Here is a 16901-nt window from a genome sequence, read left to right as displayed (position 1 = left end):
GAGCTTGGGTAGAGGCTTAGTACTGGTTGCCTGGAACCCATGAAGTCCCTGCCAATGGCACTCGAGCCATGGCTGCGGATTCGACGGTCAAGGCCACAAGGTCTTCAGGGTCGAGGTTGTGCAGATGCGACTTGCCGCAAGCCCGAGCCATGGTTTGCGCCTCCAGCACCAAGACACGCAAATAGTTGGCCAATCTACGCCCGCCTTCGATCGGATCCAGACGTTTGGACAACTCCGGATCCTGGGTGGTGATACCTGCAGGGTCGCGACCGTTCTGCCAGTCATCGTAGAAGCCGGCCGCAGATCCAATCTTCCTGAGCTCATCGTCCAGGCGGGGATGGTTATCACCCAGCGCAATCAATGCAGCCGTGCCGATGGCCACGGCATCGGCACCCAGTGCCATGGCCTTGGCAACGTCTGCACCGTTACGGATGCCTCCGGAAACAATCAGTTGCACCTTGCGGTGCATGCCCATCTCCTGCAGCGCCTGAACCGCTTGTGGAATGGCTGGCAGGATCGGGATACCGACATGCTCAATGAAGACTTCCTGGGTCGCAGCGGTACCGCCCTGCATGCCATCAAGCACGATTACATCAGCGCCGGCCTTCACTGCCAGTTTGACGTCGTAGTAAGGGCGGCTAGCCCCGATTTTCACGTAAATCGGCTTTTCCCAGTCAGTGATTTCACGGATCTCGGCAATCTTGATCGCCAGGTCGTCGGGCCCAGTCCAGTCCGGATGACGGCAGGCCGAGCGTTGGTCAACACCGATTGGCAAGGTACGCATACCCGCCACACGCTCGGTCACCTTCATGCCCAGCAGCATACCGCCGCCACCCGGCTTGGCGCCCTGCCCCAGGACGATTTCGATGGCGTCGGCCTTACGCAGATCATCTGGGTTCATGCCATAACGCGAAGGCAGGTACTGGTAGACCAGGTGTTGGGATTGACCACGCTCTTCCGGCGTCATGCCACCGTCGCCAGTGGTGGTACTGGTGCCTGCAATGGTCGCACCGCGGCCCAGTGCTTCTTTCGCATTGGCCGACAATGCGCCGAAGCTCATGCCGGCGATCGTCACTGGAATTTTCAAGTGGATCGGTTTCTTGGCAAACCGGTTACCGAGGATCACATCCGTTCCGCATTTCTCGCGGTAGCCTTCCAAAGGGTAGCGCGAGACGCTCGCACCGAGCAGCAGCAGGTCGTCGAAGTGCGGTAGCTTGCGCTTGGTACCGCCGCCGCGAATGTCATAAATACCGGTCTCCGCGGCACGCTGGATTTCCTGGATAGCCAGACGATCAAAGGTAGCCGACTCGCGCAGGACTGGAGTGGTTTTCTCGCTCATTTTCTTGCTCCTGGATCAGTACGCGGAGGCGTTGTCGACTTTGAAGTTATACAATTGGCGAGCCGAGCCGTAGCGCTTGAAGTCGCGGGCTTTCTCGTTGAAGCCGGCTTGGTTCAGAAGCGCCTGCAACTCTTCAATGTGCTCCGGGCGCATCTCTTTTTCGATGCAGTCGGAACCCAGTGACTCGACCTTGCCTTTGACGAAGATCTTCGTCTCGTACAGGGAGTCGCCAAGCGCATCGCCAGCGTCACCGCACACCACAAGGCGTCCCGCCTGCCCCATGAAGCAGCTCATGTGGCCGATGCTGCCACCGACCACGATATCGATCCCTTTCATCGAGATCCCGCAACGGGCGCCGGCGTCGCCTTCGATCACTAGCAGACCGCCATGAGCCGTAGCGCCCGCTGCTTGCGAAGCGCTGCCTTTGACTCGGACATAGCCAGACATCATGTTTTCGGCGCAGCCCACGCCAACGTTGCCGTGCACGGTGATGGAAGCCTTCTGGTTCATGCCTGCGCAGTAGTAGCCTGCATGCCCTTGGATATCCACGGACACTGCTTCGTTTACGCCGACGGCGATGTTGTGCGCGCCGTCAGGGTGGGTCACGACCCACTCTCTTTCCTCAAGCCTCTTCGCTTGATCGTGCAGCGCCTGGTTAAGGTCACGCACGGTGGTGTTGCCAAGATCGTAAGTTTTCATGTGCGTGCTCCTTAAGCCGATGCGCGTTCCCAGATGTACAGGGTGGCCGGAACAGGTTCCCAGACCTTGGCATTCTCGATGCCCGGCAGGCTCGACAGCGCCTGATACTCAGAAGCCATTGCGACGTAGTCGTCGGTTTCGGCAAGAATTGCCGGCTTGCAAGCAATCGGATCCCGGATCACGGCAAATCCATTACGGGTGCCGATTGCGAAAGTGAAAAAGCCATCCAGTGCTTCGAGCGAACTGTCCAAGGCGGTCTTCAGACTGTCGCCTTGCTGCAGACGCCAAGCCAGGTAACCGGCCGCGACTTCAGTATCATTCTCGGTGTCGAAATTGATACCTTCGCGGCGCAGCTCCTGCCGCAGACGGAAGTGGTTAGACAGCGAGCCGTTGTGAACCAGGCACAGATCAGCACCGGTGGAGAATGGGTGGCTGCCTTCCATGGTGACAGCGCTTTCAGTCGCCATGCGGGTATGGCCGATGATGTGGCTACCTTTCATCAAGCCCAAGCCGAAGCGCTCGGAGATCGCTTTTGGCAAGCCCATTCCCTTGAGGATCTCGATGCTCTTGCCGGCACTCATAATGCGCACGTCAGGGGCCAACTCAGCCAACGCGATACGCACCGCCGCTTCTTCAGCCTTGATCTTCAACACGATGGCGCTCGCATTTCGGAACCAGTCCAAAGGCGCCGAGAGCTTGCCTTCCAGCGCGCCTGCCAGCGTTTTGAAGTCGTAGTCATCGTTAGCGGCTTGCAAGGTCAACTTCACCCAGCCATCAGCGACTTCATCGCCGTAGATGGCGAAGCCGGCACTGTCTGGGCCGCGATCAGTCATGGCCTCCAGCATGGGTTCGAAGAGTTTGCCGAGCTGGGGTTCCAGCGCCGGATTTTTCAGGTATAGCCCCACAATTCCACACATATCGCTAACTCCTGGGCAGAAGACCCCCTACCCGTTGGCAGGGTGTCAGAAAGGGTTGGTTAAAATGGCTGGATCAGAAAAACTCGGTGTAGCGCTTCACTTCCCAATCCGAGACATGGCGGCAGTACTCCACCCACTCCATGCGTTTGAGCTTGATGAATTCACCCACGATTTCACTGCCAAGCACTTCGGTGAACAGTGGGTCAGCTTCAAGCGCATCACAGGCCTCCTTGAGCGACTGAGGCAGGGTCTTGATGCCGCGCGCGGCGATTTCCTCAAGGCTGAGCCTGTAAAGGTTCTCGTTGCAGACTTGGTCGATTTCCAATTTGCGGTCGATGCCGTCAAGCCCAGCCGCGATGATCGCCGCACTCACCAGGTATGGGTTACAGCCAGCATCCGGCAGGCGGAACTCCAGGCGGCCATAAGGCACACGAACCATGGCTGAACGGTTATTGGCGCCGAAGGCGATGAAGGCTGGAGCCCAAGTCGCTCCCGACAGAGAGTTGCCCACCACCAGACGCTTGTAGGAGTTCACGGTCGGGGCGGCGAAGGCGCACAAAGCTGGGCCATGTGCTAGCAGACCTGCGGCGAAGTGGTAGGCCATTTTCGACAGGCCCATGCCACTCGGGTCGCTCGCGTCGTGGAATAGGTTTTTGTGAGTCGCGCTGCTGATCGATAAGTGAAAGTGCATGCCATTGCCTGCACGCTTGGGATCAGGTTTTGGCATGAAAGAGCAGATGATGCCCATGTCGTTAGCAATTTCACCGGCAGCCATACGGAAGAAGGTGAACCGGTCCGCTGATTCCATGGCATTGCTGTAGGTATAGTTGATCTCGAACTGGCCGTTGGCGTCTTCGTGATCGATCTGGTAGATATCGAAACCCACTGGCTGCAAGGCTTCGGTCAAACGCTCGAGAAACTCACGCGACCGGGAAAGGCCTTTATAGTCATAGCACGGCTTATCCAGATCGTCGCTGGCATCGACCATCTGCAACTTGCCCTGCTCGTCGCGTTTGAACAGACTGAATTCGGGCTCCAGACCTGTGTTCAGCGTCCAGCCACGGTCACTCAACCGCTCGACCTGCTTCTGCAGAACGTAACGGCTGTCGTAGGGCCAAGGCTTATCTTCTACGTGCCCGATGCATACCACCCGACCGTAGCCTGGCTGCCATGGAACGGGGGTGAGCGATGCCAGATCACCTTTGGCCATGAAGTCAGGGCCATGCGGTTCCATGCCCATACCGCAGATCGCGAATCCTGCGAAACCCGCCCCGGATTCGGCGACCATCTCCAGCCCCGACACGGGCACTGATTTGGTTTTGGCCGAACCATGGATGTCTACGAACTGAGCCAGGACGTACTTGATCCCGTGTGTCTCGATGAGGCGCTGCGTTTCTTGTGGCAACATTGGACATGACTCCTGGCTGTAGCAAGCGTTGGTGGGAGACCGGATCATCTTTACGATAAGGAAAGTTAGTTTCCCTCAAGGAATGCAACGACCTTGCCAACTAGTTACTGCAACCGAAAAAGTTGTCTCGAGGCAGCGCCTTTCCCTTCCATGTATGGGAAAATATTTTTCCCTTGATGAATAAATCACGGCGATCCTACAAGAGATGCAAATGAATTTGCACATTCTCAGTGCGAAAATAAATTTACTGTACGGAATTAGTGCATGCCATGAATACACAAGAAAGCCCACCTAAGCTCAAGCTTGAGCAGTACCTGGGAATCCAGATAAAACGTCAGCGTCAGGCACAGGAGCTGAAGCTTGCAGACGTTGCCCGCATAGCCGGCATCAGTCAGGGCATGCTCAGCAAGATAGAAAACGCTCAGGTATCGACCAGCCTTGAAATTCTGAGCCGCCTTTGCGACGTGCTCGGCATGCCGATGTCGAAGTTGTTCAGCCAATACGACCAGCAAGACAGCAGCGCGATCTTGGTCAAGCGCGATGAAGGACTAGAGGTGGTCCGCCGCGGCACCGAGAAAGGTCATACCTATCACCTGCTTAATCACACGCGTGGCCCCAGGAAAAGCTTCGAGGCCTACATGGTGAGCATGGACGACGCCAGCGAGGAGTTTCCGACCTTCTCCCACCCCGGCACTGAGTTTCTCCATTTGTTGGAAGGTGAACTGGTCTATCGCCACGGGAACCAGCTCTATCACATGGAAGCAGGTGATAGCCTGACCTTCGATGCCGACGTTCCACATGGCCCGGAAAAGCTGGTGAGCGTTCCTATCCGACTACTGTCGATCATGAACTACGCCCAATCAGAAGCCTGACCACGACGCCTGCCACGAGTCCGGGCTTCACCCGGACTCAACCCGCCCTCCCCTACGCCTCTCCTTAAGTTTTCCTATCAGTAAAAAATATTTCTCTTGCGTGTAGACGCGCTGGGGGAATTCGCCTATAAATTCCCCTGACAGAATATTTAATTCTTTTAGGGAATATTTATTCGCCGGTGAATCCACGCTTCATCGATGAACCATCTGCCGGACCCCCGCCGCGCACATCTGAGGACTGACCATGCAATACGAAAAAAACCATTTCATTCTCAAAATCAGCTGTCCTGCGACGTCCGGCATCGTGGCAGCAGTGACCTCGTATCTAGCAGGCAACGCTTGCTACATCGGTGAGATGGCGCAGTTCGATGATGAGTTGAGCGGCAAGTTTTTCATGCGCGCTGTGTTCCGCTTCAACGATGGCCATGAGGGCGACATCGCTCAGCTCAAAGCCGGCTTTGAGGATGTCGCACAAGCGTTCGGCATGCAGTGGGAGCTTTACGACACTCGCCAGCCAATGCGGGTACTGCTGATGGTCAGCAAATTCGACCACTGCCTCACCGACCTGCTGTACCGCTATCACAAGGGCGAGATGGACATGACGATCACCGCCATTGTGTCCAACCACCTTGATCTACGCCCGATGGCCGAGCGCGAAGGTATCCGGTTCATCTATTTGCCAGTGACGAAGGAGACCAAGGCACAGCAGGAAGCAGCGCTGATGAAAGTCGTGGATGAGACCGGGACTGACCTCGTAGTCCTCGCACGCTACATGCAGATCCTTTCCGATGATCTCTGCAGGCAAATATCGGGCCGCGCTATCAATATCCATCACTCGTTCCTGCCAGGGTTCAAGGGTGCCAAGCCTTATCACCAAGCTTATGAGCGCGGCGTGAAACTGATTGGCGCAACGGCTCACTACGTCACCAGCGATCTGGACGAAGGCCCGATCATCGAGCAGGAAGTCCAGCGCGTCGATCATGCCTATCTGCCAGACGACCTGGTCGCCATCGGACGCGACACTGAAACCGTGGCGCTTTCCAAAGCGGTCAAATATCACCTGGAGCATCGGGTTTTCCTCAACGACGACAGGACGGTGATCTTCCGATGAACACGTCCAAACTGATTGACGGCAAAGCGGCGTCAGCCCGTGTCATGCAACGGGTTCGAGAAGATGTCGACAGACTGAGAGCCGACGGCATCTTCCCTGCGCTCGCTGTGATACTCGTCGGGCAAGATCCTGCCAGCCAGGTCTATGTACGCAACAAGATCCTCCGTGCCGAAGAAGCAGGGATCAAATCGCTCGAGTACCGCCTGAGTGAGGAAACCTCGCAGGCTGAACTGCTCAAGCTGATCGCAGACCTTAATGCAGACAAAGCAGTGAACGGCATTCTGCTGCAGCTTCCGCTTCCTGAGCACATCGAAGAAACGCGCGCGCTGCAGGCTATTGCCCCTGGCAAAGATGTCGATGGGTTTCACAGTGAAAACGTCGGCGGCTTGAGCCAGGGTCGCAATGTGTTGACGCCATGCACCCCCAGCGGCTGCATGCATCTGCTTGAAGAAACTTGCGGCGACCTCTGCGGAAAACACGCAGTGGTCATCGGGCGATCCAATATCGTCGGTAAGCCAATGGCCGCTCTTTTGCTCCAAGCGCACTGCTCGGTCACTGTTTTGCATTCGCGGAGCATCAATGCCAAGGCCCTGTGCCAGCAGGCAGACATTGTCGTGGCCGCCGTTGGACGACCTCGGATGATCGATGAGGGCTGGCTCAAACCGGGAGCAGTGGTCATCGACGTTGGCATCAACCGCATTGATGAGCACGGTCGCAGCAAGCTCGTCGGCGACGTCGACTTCGACAGCGCACTGCCCCATGTTTCGGCCATCACGCCTGTGCCCGGCGGCGTTGGGCCGATGACCATTGCCTTTTTGATGAAGAACACCGTTACCGCTGCGGTACAGCAGGCCCATGCACAACGCGTTTCCCCGGAGGCCGCATGCCTTTCAATCTCCTGAAGTACGGGCTCAGCTCTGAATACCCGATCGAAGTGGATTTGCCTGCTCCCAAGGAGCTCAAGCCTTCCTACGATGTGGTCATCATCGGCGGCGGTGGCCACGGCCTTGCCACCGCCTACTACCTCTCGAAGTACCACGGCATCACCAATATCGCGGTGCTGGAGAAGGGTTACCTGGGCGGCGGCAACACGGCGCGCAACACAGCGGTAATCCGCTCCAATTACCTCACCAGCGAGGGCGTACGCTTTTACGCCGAGTCAGTGCGGATGTTTGAAGGGCTGTCCAACGAATTCGACTTCAACATCATGTACTCCCATCGTGGCCAACTGACGCTCGCCCACACCGACGCCACCGTGCGCTCGTTCCGTCAACGTGCTGAGGTCAACAAGCACTTTGGCGGACGCACCGAGATGCTTGACCGTCAGCAGATTCGTGAGCTCGTGCCGACACTTAACCTGGACCCTGGGCATCTGCCGGTGATCGCAGGTCTCTGGCACATAGACGGCGCGACTGCCCGCCATGACGCCGTGGCCTGGGGTTACGCCAAACAGGCTGCCAGGCGTGGCGTGGAAATCCATCAGCTCACCGAAGTCCAAGAGCTGGTGATCGAGAACGGCACCGTCAAAGCAGTTAAAACCAATCGCGGCACCATCAAGTGCGGCTGCGCGGTGCAGGCAGTGGCGGGCATGAGTTCGCAGTTGATGAAGAAAGCGGGTATCCGCTCGCCGATACAGACATTCCCTCTGCAAGCCATGGTGACCCAGCCGTTCAAGCCGTTCCTCGACCCGTTGGTGAGCTCCTCTGCCCTGCACTGCTACGTGCAACAGACCAGCCGTGGCGAAGTGGTGTTTGGGGGTGGCTCGGATCCGTACCCGCTGTTCAACACCCGCTCTACTTTGGACCTGAAAGAAAGCCTGCTGGCACACGCGATCGAGATGTTCCCGTTCTTGGCCAATGCCAAGCTGATGCGTCAGTGGGCCGGCATCACCGACATGACGCCCGATTACAGCCCGATCATGGGGTTGTCCCCGGTGAAGAACTATTACCTGGATGCGGGTTGGGGCACATGGGGCTTCAAGGCTACGCCCATTTGCGGCAAAACCATGGCCGAACTCGTCGCCAGTGGGGGCAAGGTACCTGAATTGATCAAGCCGTTCGGCCTGGAGCGTTTCTCAACCTTCCAGCAAGTCAATGAGATGGGCGCGACAGCGGCCAGCCACTGAGGAGCAAGACATGAAAGTGATGAATTGCCCACTCAACGGGCCGCGCAACATCAGCGAGTTCACCTATGGCGGTGAGTTCAAGCAGATGCCCGATCCGCAGACTTGTAGCGATGCCGAATGGGCCGACTACGTGTTCAACAGCGATGACACGTTGGGCGTGGTTTGCGAGTGGTGGATGCACACACCCTCCAGCTACTGGTTCCTGGCCGAACGCCACACGGGTAGCGACGAGATCCTGCGCACCTTCGATCCCAAAGAGCTGTTCACCACCCGGGTTGAATTCACCCCCGCCAAGGAGACCGCGCAATGAGCCGCCTACCCGCCCCCATGGGCTTGTTGATCGACCGCACTCAGCCGCTTCATTTCAGTTTCGATGGCAAGGCGTATCAGGGGTTTGCGGGGGACAGCATCGCAAGTGCCCTGCTCGCCAATGGTCGCTTCCTGCTCTCGCGCTCGTTCAAATACCACCGCCCGCGCGGCCCTCTGACCATGGCCGGCCAAGACGCCAATACCCTGGTGCAACTGCCGAACGAGCCCAACGTCCTGGCCGACACTCACCTGCTGGAAAAGGGTGTGCAGGTAACCGGGCAAAACTTCAACGGCTCTCTGGACAACGACAAAGACGCGTACCTTGGCAAGTTCTCCACGTTCATGCCGGTAGGGTTCTACTACCGCTCGTTTTACAAGCCCAAGGGCGCATGGAAACTCTGGGAGCCGATGATTCGAAAGAAGGCCGGGCTCGGTGTGTTGGATCTCAAATTCCAGCCCGAGTACTTCGATAAGGCCTACCTGTTCGCTGACCTCGCCGTCGTCGGCGCTGGCCCTGCTGGACTGCAAGCGGCACTGACCGCGGCCAATGCAGGCGCAAAGGTGTTGTTGATTGAGCAACAACCCATTCTGGGCGGCTCACTGACCTATGCCCGTTTCGATGTCGAAAACAAGCGTGCCGATGCCCTACGCCGCAAGCTGACCAACGCAGTTGAAGGCCATGCCAACATTCAGGTGCTGAAGAAAGCTACGTGCAACGCATGGTTTACCGATAACTACCTGCCGGTGATCCAGGGCAAACGCATGTACAAAGTGCGCGCCACCCAGTGCCTGATCGCCAACGGTTCGTTTGATCAGCCAGTGATTTTCCGCAACAACGATTTGCCCGGGGTGATGCTCAGCAGTGCAGCCCAGCGCCTGATGAAACTCTATGCCGTGAAGCCTGGCAAGCGCGCAGTGGTACTCACGGGAAACGACGACGGTTACTACGCAGCACTCGATCTGCATGAACAAGGTGTCCAGGTTGCAGCGCTGGTGGACATGCGTACCCAGCCCGCTGATCGCGCGTTGCTGATCGCGCTGGAACAGCGAGGCGTCACTTGCCACCTCAACAGCACCGTATTTGAGGCGCTGCACGAGAAAGGCATGCGGCATGTCAGTGGCGTCGACATCCGAAAAATCACCGGCCACGGCCAGGTCGCGGGTAGCAGCTTGCATCTGGATTGCGATTTGCTGTGCATGTCCGGCGGCTACATGCCGGTCTATCAGTTGCTGTGCCAAGCCGGCGGCAAGCTGGCTTACGACGATCAACTGGCTGAGTTCACTATTGGTGGCCTGCCTAAGAATCTCAGCGTTGCAGGTTCCGCCCATGGCTTCCACGCACTCGACAACGTGCTCGCTGATGCCACCCGTACAGCCGCTGAAATCATTTCGGCGCTAGGCCTGGACTGCAACGTCAAGTCACAGCCCCTGCACCCAGAGCCACAAGTCAATTTCCCGTGGCCGATTTTCCCGCACCCCAAAGGCAAGGACTTTGTCGACTTCGACGAAGATTTGCAGGTGCGCGATATCACTAACGCCACGAAGATCGGCTATCGAGATGTGCAACTGGTCAAGCGCTACTCCACCGTGGGCATGGGGCCGTCTCAAGGGCGACACTCAGCCCTGCCCACAGCTCGATTGGTTGCAGCGTCCACTCAGCGCAGTGTCAGCGAAACAGGCGTAACCACGGCGCGCCCTCCATTTGAGGCCGAGAAGCTGGCCCATGTCGCGGGTCGTGCGTTTGATCCGTACCGCCAGACACCCATGCACCGCCGTCATCTGGAAGCAGGCGCAAAAATGATGCCTGCCGGTATCTGGCAGCGCCCTGCCTACTACGGCAAACCGAGCGAGCGGGATAAATGCATGCAGGCCGAGGCGCTGCACGTGCGCCGGAAGGTCGGCATCATCGACGTTTCGACGCTGGGCGGCCTGGACGTACGCGGCCCTGACGCTGCCGAACTTCTCAATCGCATGTACACCTTCACATTTATCAAGCAGCCTGTGGGTCGCTCACGCTACGCGCTGATGACCAACGAACATGGGGTGGTGATCGACGATGGTGTCTGCGCGCGCTTTGCCGAAAACCACTTCTACGTCACTGCAACCACCAGCGGCGTGGATCGAATCTATCAACAGATGCTCAAGTGGAACGCGCAATGGCGCCTGAACGTCGACATCGCCAACGTCACCGCCGCAATCTCGGCCGTTAACGTAGCGGGGCCCGACGCGCGTAAGGCACTGGAAAAAGTCTGCTCGGACCTTGATCTGTCCGCTGAAGGGTTTCCGTACCTGGGCGTTCGCCTAGGCACTGTGGCAGGGATCAAGGCACGGCTCCTGCGCGTGGGCTTCGTAGGAGAACTGGGTTACGAAATCCACGTACCTGCACGTCATGCGTTGAAGCTTTGGGATGCGCTCATAGAGGCGGGCAAGGAATTCGACATTCGCCCGTTTGGTGTTGAGACCCAGCGTCTCCTGCGCCTTGAAAAAGGCCATGTGATCATCAGCCAGGACACCGATGGAATGACCCATCCCAGCGAAATCGACATGGGGTGGGCGGTCAGCCGTAACAAGCCATTTTTTGTCGGTCGTCGCTCCGTGGACATCCTTGAAGCGCAACCCCAGAAACGCAAGCTGGTGGGATTTACGCTACCCAAAAGCAGCCCGCAACCGCTTGAGGGCCACTTGGTTCTCAAGGGGCCGGACATCAGCGGTAATGTGACGTCCTGTGAATATTCGCAAAGCCTTGACCAGATCATCGGCCTGGCCTATGCCGCCTTTGATCAATGCACTCCGGGGCAGCAGATTCCGATTCGGGTAGAAGATGGTGTGGTCGTACAGGCAACCGTCGTGAAGCTCCCCTTCTTCGATCCAGACAACCAGCGCCAGGAGCTCTGATATGTCCAACCTCAATGAAATCGGGCCGAGTCCACTTCAGCAATGTGCGATGGTCGATCTGACGGGACTTCCAAGGGTTGGTTTTCGTGGCACTCAAAGTGGCGAATATCTGCAGTCCCGGGGGTTCAGCCTTCCTGGTAAGCCAAACCAGGCTGTTACCCAGTCGGATGGGAGCCACGTGGCACGGCTGTCGCAAACGGAATATCTGCTCCTAGGCAGCCTGCGAGACAAAGGTGGGCGTATCGCCGATGAAGAAGCTCGCTGGGAGCTGGATCACTTAGCCAACTACCTTTTGCCTCGCGAAGACAGCCATGCGTGGTTGCAGTTGAGTGGCGTTCACGCGGCTGATGTCATGGCAAAACTGTGTGGGGTTGATCTACGCATCGCTGCTTTCATGAAAGGCGCCGTGGCACAAACATCGGCTGCAAGGATCAACGTGATCGTCATCAACGTCAGATCTGAATCACACCCTGTTTTTCACATTCTCTGTGATCGCACTTCGCTTGAATATTTCAAGGGCGCACTGATGGATGCGATGGCTGAGTTCGATGGACGCGCCCTGCAAATAGACGCGCTGTACTAGGTGATTCAGGTCATGCTGTGCTGACTACGAGCTGAAGCAGACCCTGTCCATTACGACCATAGCCGGCACTCATGAAACAGTTTCCCAGACCCCGACAAGAGCAACGAACGATGAATGACGCCCCCATAAAGGACGCCGACTACAGCGTACCGGCCCTGGCTCGAGGGCTTGCCGTGCTCGGCTTGTTCAACGCTCGAACGCGTAGCCTGAGCATGCAGGAGATCGCCGAGCGCCTGAATGTGAGTACCTCGGCGCTGTATCGAATAGTGTTCACGTTGACCGACATGGGGTATTTGAACAAATACCATACTCAGTACGAGCTCGGTGCCCGAGTCATCAGCGATGGCTTCAGCTACCTCGCCAGCCGCGACATTGTCGATGTCGCCATGCTTCACCTCAATCAATTGCGAGATCGCACGTCTCTTTCCTGCCATTTGGCCGTGCGGGAAAATACGGAAAGCCTGTATGTCTACCGAGCGTTTGCGGCTCAGCGACTGTCCGTGAATATTCCAGTTGGCACCCGCATCGCGTGCCACTGCACGGCGATTGGCCGCATGCTGCTCACCGGCCTTGACCAGGCAGCACTGGCCGCACTTTACCAGCACATCCGTTTGGACGATTACCCAGCCCCTGCCCCACGGACTCAGCTCGAACTCCAAGAGATGATCGAAGGTGACAGAGCTCGAGGATGGGTGCTGCACCGTTCGGATTACTCGACTGCGATTGCCATGGCTATCAAAGATCACAGGGGGGAAGTGACGGCTGCAATCAATCTGTCAGGCCCGGATGCCGTGATGGATCCCGAGGGTGCTACGGAGAAGTTTGAGGAATTGCTGCGGGAATGCAGCAAAACGATTAGCGCCGATCTCGGATACGCTGTTCATCTGACGCTTTGAACAATGGACAGGGCGCTCGCGCGCCCTTTTCAAACTCAGGCCCCGAATACCGGATAAGAGGCTTGTTCGATTGCCGCCATGGCTTCAGCCTTCGTCATCAGGCCGGACGCCTCCATGATTTCCAGCAAAGGTCGGCCTTCTTTCACCGACTGGCGTGCGAGCTTGCTGACGTTGGCGTAACCCAGTTGTGGAACCAACGCCGTAGCGACCGCCATCGAGTCTGTCAGGTGCTCCAGATTCCGCGCTTCATCTGCAAGAATCCCGGCAATGCATTTTTCGCGGAAACGCTGGATACCTTGAGTCAGCAGGGTGATGCTGTCGAGCACGCGAGAGGCAACCACCGGCTCGAAGCGGTTGATCTCCAGCTCACCGTACTGCACCGCCTGTGCTACCGCGACATCGTTGCCAATGACTGCGAAGCTCAGTTGGATCATCGACATTGGCAGAACAGGGTTCACCTTGCCCGGCATGATAGAGGAACCAGCCTGGGCTTCAGGTAGCTTCAGCTCACCCACGCCGCCGACCGGGCCCGATGAGAGCTTGGTCAAGTCGGCGACGATTTTGGCCAGTGAGACGGCACAAGTGCGCAGTTCGCCCGAAACGCGGCCGAACACATTCATGTTCTGCATCGCATCGAAGGGGTTGGCCGGGGCTTGGTAAGTGACACCGGTTATCTTTGCCAGGTGATGTTCATGTTCTCCGTCAACTCACCTGTTACTTATCTGGTGGCAGCCGTCCTGTTGGGTATTGGCTATGGCTTGACCTATTCAGTGATCAACGGGTTGGCTGCCAATGAAGCACCTTCTGGAAAAACCGCTCAATCGTTGGTGCTGTTCAGCCTTTCTTACTTTATGGGTGTTTTTGGCTTTCCATTGCTGGCCGGCACAATCATTGTTAGCCATGGTATGCAGACGTTGCTGACAACCGTCTAGTGCGTGGCCTTGGCTAACTGGTCAATCACCCTCTTCCGCTTGATATGGCGGCGTGCAGCCGTAGGTGTTATGACGTGACCCAGCACCGTCTCGCCTGTTAGGCGACAGCTGCACTATCAGCGTCGGCGACGCGCACCCAACTCGATCCAAGCGGGCGCATGATCGCTGGCCTTCGCTTCATTCCGTACCCAGGCATCGACCCCCGCATTTTTCAGGTAGGGAGCAAGGTCGCTATTGAGTAACAAGTGGTCAATCCTCAACCCGGCATTGCGGGCCCAGTGGTGGCGGAAATAATCCCAGAACGTGTAGATGCGCTCATCAGGGTACACATGGCGGATGGCGTCGACCCAGCCCTGCGCCAGCAGCTGTTCGAACCCCGCACGGGACTCAGGCTGGAGCAGCGCATCCTTGCCCCACGTGCGCGGGTTATAGATGTCCATGTCAGTCGGCACCACATTGAAATCACCGGCCAGCACCGTTGGATGACCACTGTCGTATAGCGTTTGTGCATGCTTGACCAGGCAGTCCAACCAGCGCAGCTTGTAGTCGAACTTAGGGCCGGGTTGCGGGTTACCGTTAGGCAGGTACAGGCAGCCCACCAGCACCCCATGGGCGGCAGCTTCCAGATAGCGGCTCTGGTCATCGTCCTGCATGCCGGACAGGTGCCTGGCAACTTCCAGCGGCTCGCTGTCACGGGCCAGCACGGCCACGCCGTTCCACGCCGGCTGCCCCAGGTACAGGCAGCCGTACCCCGCTGCTTCGATCTCCTGGCGCGGAAACTGCCGATCCGCTGCCTTCAGTTCCTGCAGGCAGGCAATGTCGGGCCGTTCGCGCGCCAGCCACGCCAGTAACGCCGGCAGGCGGCTGCGGATACCGTTGATGTTGAAGGTGGCGATCTTCAGGGCTTTCATGCGTTCGGGTCACTGACGTGGGCCGCCACTGCCTCTTCAAGTGCCCGCACATGCGCCTGGTCGGCCAGCGACTTGAGCGCCAGCCAGTCGTCCCAGTCAATGATGCCGTCGTCACGCAGGGCTTCAGCCGTGCGGACCAGTTCATGGTGGTAGGCGTCGGGCGATGCTTGCCGGTAGCTGATGTCGTCGTACTGTGCATACCAAGCTGCAAGTTCGGGGATGCTGCGTTCGATGCTCATCTGAACGTCCTCGCTTGATCATTACTGGTCAGAGCCTGGGCATAGCGGGATGTTCAACCGCAATGTGTACCCGAGACAAGGAGCCGTGCTTACGTGCGCCGCAAAGTGTGGCGCCGAGGCTGTTCGTCCCTTACGTCGGCCGCATCGCACAGGTCGCCCGGCGGGCAGGACAAAGCAAGGGTGAGCATCCAAAAGGAGATACACCATGAAGATCCTCAAGTCCCAATCGCTAGTGCTGGCTCTGTGTCTTGGCGCCAGCGCGCCCCTGGCGCTGGCAGCGACCGACATGAACGACCAACGCGCACCGGGCGCGCAAATTCAAGACAGCGGCCACATGAATGGCAATGGCGGAGCCACAGGCTCAGGTACGCCCGGAGATGGCATGGGTACCGGCGCTAGCGGCACCGGGAGCAACGGCACCGACAACACCGGTGGGGATGGCACTACCGACGGCTCAGAGACCGATACCGGAAACGGCAACGGTAGTGGGTCGAACATGGGCGGTGGCACGGGCGGCTCAAGCGGCTCCGGCGCGGGTGGTGCGGGTGGTGCGGGTGGCGGAGGCTAAAGCTAAGCGCCCCTACCCTCTAGGTAGATCGTAAGCAGGACGAGGCCGGTGCCGCTACAAGCCCTGGCCTCGACCTGTCACTGCAACTACACGGCCGTCACAGCACCTGAAAACCATGCGCCAAAGGGTCACGCTCATCCACGAACAGCGTGTTCAGCCCTGTTACACGGGCCCATCCTGAAACACTTGGGATCACGGCATCGTACTCACCCACCTTACAGGCCGACTCGATACGCCCAAGGTATGTGGTGCCGATGAGGCTCTCGCTGCAATACGTATCGCCCACCCCTAGCCGCCCTCTGCCGTATAACTGTGCCAGCCGAGCTGAAGTGCCGGTGCCGCCTGGCGAACGGTCCAGGGCACTGTCGCCATAAAAGACGATACCGCGCCCATCGGCTTCGGCCTTCCGCCCTGCATCACACCAGAGCACATGGTGCACCCCGCGGATGTCATCGTGCTCCGGGTGCCTGGGGTCGCACAGGGGGGCAAGTGCACTGCGCAAACGTCGACTCTGGTCGACGATCTGCGCCGCCGACAGGCCATCCAGCCCGGGCCAGCCAGGCTGAGGTTCGACGACGGCGTAATAATTGCCCCCGTAGGCGATGTCTACCTTCAGTACCCCAAGCCCTGGTACTGATACTTCGAGATCAGCCTGGTGGAGGTAGCTCGGTACATTGATCAACCGCACCGAACTCACCTTGCCGTGGGCTTCAACGTACTCCACCTCCACCTTGCCGGCTGGCGTTTCGATAGCCAGCCGCCCCGGCGTTCGGGGTGTCACCAGCCCATGCTCGAGCACCACCGTGCTGAGCCCGATGGTGCCGGCGCCGCACATTGGCAGGCAGCCGCTGACTTCGATGAACAGCACGGCGAAATCACAGTCCTCACGCACCGTCGGGTAAATCATGGCGCCAGACATCACGTCATGCCCACGCGGTTCGAACATCAGTGCCCTGCGCATCCAGTCGTGATCACGCAGAAAGAGGGCACGGCGCTCGGCCATGCAGACGTGGGGCAGCAACGGCGCGCCCCCGACAACTACACGCACCGGGTTGCCACAGGCGTGGGCATCGATGCAGAAGAACGTCTTGCGCATG

At 58.3% G+C, this 16901-nt stretch carries 17 protein-coding genes and 1 pseudogene; 10 read left to right on the top strand and 8 right to left on the bottom strand.

Annotation, left to right across the window (positions count from 1 at the left end; genetic code table 11):
- Nucleotides 1-16 precede the first annotated feature (16 nt).
- The 4 genes from APH25_RS10750 to glnT all read right to left on the bottom strand — a co-directional run bounded on the left by APH25_RS10750 (nucleotide 17) and on the right by glnT (nucleotide 4363).
- Nucleotides 17-1339, bottom strand: a complete 1323-nt coding sequence (locus APH25_RS10750; protein ID WP_060481898.1) for an FMN-binding glutamate synthase family protein — start codon at nucleotides 1337-1339, stop codon at nucleotides 17-19.
- A gap of 15 nt (nucleotides 1340-1354) precedes the next feature.
- Nucleotides 1355-2038: a protein glxC gene (locus tag APH25_RS10745; RefSeq protein ID WP_060481897.1), complete on the bottom strand. Its 684-nt coding sequence runs from the start codon at nucleotides 2036-2038 to the stop codon at nucleotides 1355-1357.
- Nucleotides 2039-2049: 11 nt separating this feature from the next.
- Complete coding sequence (locus APH25_RS10740; protein WP_060481896.1) at nucleotides 2050-2955, bottom strand: glutamine amidotransferase family protein; 906 nt, start codon at nucleotides 2953-2955, stop codon at nucleotides 2050-2052.
- A 73-nt stretch (nucleotides 2956-3028) separates the two neighbouring features.
- Nucleotides 3029-4363 (bottom strand): type III glutamate--ammonia ligase, encoded by a 1335-nt coding sequence (glnT, locus tag APH25_RS10735; protein ID WP_060481895.1) that lies wholly within the window; start codon nucleotides 4361-4363, stop codon nucleotides 3029-3031.
- A gap of 269 nt (nucleotides 4364-4632) precedes the next feature.
- Here glnT and APH25_RS10730 point away from each other — a divergent pair, with 269 nt between their 5' ends.
- From APH25_RS10730 to APH25_RS10695, 8 genes are all read left to right on the top strand, one after another.
- Nucleotides 4633-5235, top strand: a complete 603-nt coding sequence (locus APH25_RS10730) for a cupin domain-containing protein (RefSeq protein ID WP_060481894.1) — start codon at nucleotides 4633-4635, stop codon at nucleotides 5233-5235.
- Nucleotides 5236-5479: 244 nt separating this feature from the next.
- The gene (gene purU, locus APH25_RS10725; protein WP_060481893.1) at nucleotides 5480-6346 is read left to right on the top strand and encodes a formyltetrahydrofolate deformylase; all 867 of its coding nucleotides are present in this window, start codon (nucleotides 5480-5482) and stop codon (nucleotides 6344-6346) included.
- On the top strand, nucleotides 6343-7248 hold the full coding sequence (folD, locus tag APH25_RS10720; RefSeq protein ID WP_060481892.1) for a bifunctional methylenetetrahydrofolate dehydrogenase/methenyltetrahydrofolate cyclohydrolase FolD: 906 nt from the start codon (nucleotides 6343-6345) through the stop codon (nucleotides 7246-7248). The genes purU and folD overlap by 4 nt, the downstream gene beginning before the upstream one ends.
- Nucleotides 7230-8471, top strand: a complete 1242-nt coding sequence (locus APH25_RS10715; RefSeq protein WP_060481891.1) for an FAD-dependent oxidoreductase — start codon at nucleotides 7230-7232, stop codon at nucleotides 8469-8471. The genes folD and APH25_RS10715 overlap by 19 nt, the downstream gene beginning before the upstream one ends.
- Nucleotides 8472-8481: 10 nt before the next feature.
- Nucleotides 8482-8781 carry a sarcosine oxidase subunit delta gene (locus tag APH25_RS10710; protein WP_060481890.1) on the top strand — a complete coding sequence of 100 codons (300 nt, stop codon included), beginning with the start codon at nucleotides 8482-8484 and terminating at the stop codon, nucleotides 8779-8781.
- Entirely contained in the window at nucleotides 8778-11675 is a 2898-nt protein-coding gene (locus APH25_RS10705; protein ID WP_060481889.1) for a 2Fe-2S iron-sulfur cluster-binding protein, read from the top strand. Before APH25_RS10710 ends, APH25_RS10705 begins: the two co-directional genes overlap by 4 nt.
- A 1-nt stretch (nucleotide 11676) precedes the next feature.
- Nucleotides 11677-12258 (top strand): sarcosine oxidase subunit gamma, encoded by a 582-nt coding sequence (locus APH25_RS10700; protein ID WP_060481888.1) that lies wholly within the window; start codon nucleotides 11677-11679, stop codon nucleotides 12256-12258.
- 110 nt (nucleotides 12259-12368) lie between these two features.
- Nucleotides 12369-13154, top strand: coding sequence for an IclR family transcriptional regulator (locus tag APH25_RS10695; RefSeq protein ID WP_060481887.1), 786 nt, complete (start codon nucleotides 12369-12371; stop codon nucleotides 13152-13154).
- A 35-nt stretch (nucleotides 13155-13189) separates the two neighbouring features.
- Here APH25_RS10695 and APH25_RS10690 read toward each other — a convergent pair whose 3' ends face one another.
- On the bottom strand, nucleotides 13190-13783 hold the full coding sequence (locus APH25_RS10690; RefSeq protein WP_256217509.1) for a lyase family protein: 594 nt from the start codon (nucleotides 13781-13783) through the stop codon (nucleotides 13190-13192).
- Between the two features lie 54 nt (nucleotides 13784-13837).
- Between APH25_RS10690 and APH25_RS10685 the strand changes: the two are divergent.
- A pseudogene (locus APH25_RS10685) lies at nucleotides 13838-14164 on the top strand (MFS transporter); the annotation flags it as partial.
- 38 nt (nucleotides 14165-14202) lie between these two features.
- Here APH25_RS10685 and xth read toward each other — a convergent pair.
- Together xth and APH25_RS10675 are read right to left on the bottom strand one after the other, a co-directional pair.
- Complete coding sequence (gene xth / locus APH25_RS10680; protein WP_060481885.1) at nucleotides 14203-14997, bottom strand: exodeoxyribonuclease III; 795 nt, start codon at nucleotides 14995-14997, stop codon at nucleotides 14203-14205.
- Nucleotides 14994-15236 (bottom strand): hypothetical protein, encoded by a 243-nt coding sequence (locus APH25_RS10675; protein ID WP_060481884.1) that lies wholly within the window; start codon nucleotides 15234-15236, stop codon nucleotides 14994-14996. Before APH25_RS10675 ends, xth begins: the two co-directional genes overlap by 4 nt.
- Before the next feature lie 205 nt (nucleotides 15237-15441).
- On the opposite strand from APH25_RS10675, the gene APH25_RS10670 reads away from it, so the two are divergent.
- Nucleotides 15442-15804 carry a hypothetical protein gene (locus APH25_RS10670; protein WP_060481883.1) on the top strand — a complete coding sequence of 121 codons (363 nt, stop codon included), beginning with the start codon at nucleotides 15442-15444 and terminating at the stop codon, nucleotides 15802-15804.
- A 97-nt stretch (nucleotides 15805-15901) separates the two neighbouring features.
- On the opposite strand, the gene APH25_RS10665 is transcribed toward APH25_RS10670, so the two are convergent.
- Complete coding sequence (locus APH25_RS10665; RefSeq protein WP_060481882.1) at nucleotides 15902-16900, bottom strand: 4-hydroxyproline epimerase; 999 nt, start codon at nucleotides 16898-16900, stop codon at nucleotides 15902-15904.
- Nucleotide 16901 lies beyond the last annotated feature (1 nt).

The sequence above is a fragment of the Pseudomonas sp. NBRC 111119 genome, assembly GCF_001320125.1.
Classification (GTDB): domain Bacteria; phylum Pseudomonadota; class Gammaproteobacteria; order Pseudomonadales; family Pseudomonadaceae; genus Aquipseudomonas; species Aquipseudomonas parafulva.
This window is presented reverse-complemented; position numbering and strand designations above follow the sequence as displayed.

Excerpts from the sequence above, each read along its gene's own strand:
- APH25_RS10750 (WP_060481898.1), bottom strand. The coding sequence starts at position 1,339 with ATGAGCGAGAAAACCACTCCAGTCCTGCGCGAGTCGGCTACCTTTGAT.
- APH25_RS10745 (WP_060481897.1), bottom strand. The coding sequence starts at position 2,038 with ATGAAAACTTACGATCTTGGCAACACCACCGTGCGTGACCTTAACCAG.
- APH25_RS10740 (WP_060481896.1), bottom strand. The coding sequence starts at position 2,955 with ATGTGTGGAATTGTGGGGCTATACCTGAAAAATCCGGCGCTGGAACCC.
- glnT (WP_060481895.1), bottom strand. The coding sequence starts at position 4,363 with ATGTTGCCACAAGAAACGCAGCGCCTCATCGAGACACACGGGATCAAG.
- APH25_RS10730 (WP_060481894.1), top strand. The coding sequence starts at position 4,633 with ATGAATACACAAGAAAGCCCACCTAAGCTCAAGCTTGAGCAGTACCTG.
- purU (WP_060481893.1), top strand. The coding sequence starts at position 5,480 with ATGCAATACGAAAAAAACCATTTCATTCTCAAAATCAGCTGTCCTGCG.
- folD (WP_060481892.1), top strand. The coding sequence starts at position 6,343 with ATGAACACGTCCAAACTGATTGACGGCAAAGCGGCGTCAGCCCGTGTC.
- APH25_RS10715 (WP_060481891.1), top strand. The coding sequence starts at position 7,230 with ATGCCTTTCAATCTCCTGAAGTACGGGCTCAGCTCTGAATACCCGATC.
- APH25_RS10710 (WP_060481890.1), top strand. The coding sequence starts at position 8,482 with ATGAAAGTGATGAATTGCCCACTCAACGGGCCGCGCAACATCAGCGAG.
- APH25_RS10705 (WP_060481889.1), top strand. The coding sequence starts at position 8,778 with ATGAGCCGCCTACCCGCCCCCATGGGCTTGTTGATCGACCGCACTCAG.
- APH25_RS10700 (WP_060481888.1), top strand. The coding sequence starts at position 11,677 with ATGTCCAACCTCAATGAAATCGGGCCGAGTCCACTTCAGCAATGTGCG.
- APH25_RS10695 (WP_060481887.1), top strand. The coding sequence starts at position 12,369 with ATGAATGACGCCCCCATAAAGGACGCCGACTACAGCGTACCGGCCCTG.
- APH25_RS10690 (WP_256217509.1), bottom strand. The coding sequence starts at position 13,783 with ATGCAGAACATGAATGTGTTCGGCCGCGTTTCGGGCGAACTGCGCACT.
- xth (WP_060481885.1), bottom strand. The coding sequence starts at position 14,997 with ATGAAAGCCCTGAAGATCGCCACCTTCAACATCAACGGTATCCGCAGC.
- APH25_RS10675 (WP_060481884.1), bottom strand. The coding sequence starts at position 15,236 with ATGAGCATCGAACGCAGCATCCCCGAACTTGCAGCTTGGTATGCACAG.
- APH25_RS10670 (WP_060481883.1), top strand. The coding sequence starts at position 15,442 with ATGAAGATCCTCAAGTCCCAATCGCTAGTGCTGGCTCTGTGTCTTGGC.
- APH25_RS10665 (WP_060481882.1), bottom strand. The coding sequence starts at position 16,900 with ATGCGCAAGACGTTCTTCTGCATCGATGCCCACGCCTGTGGCAACCCG.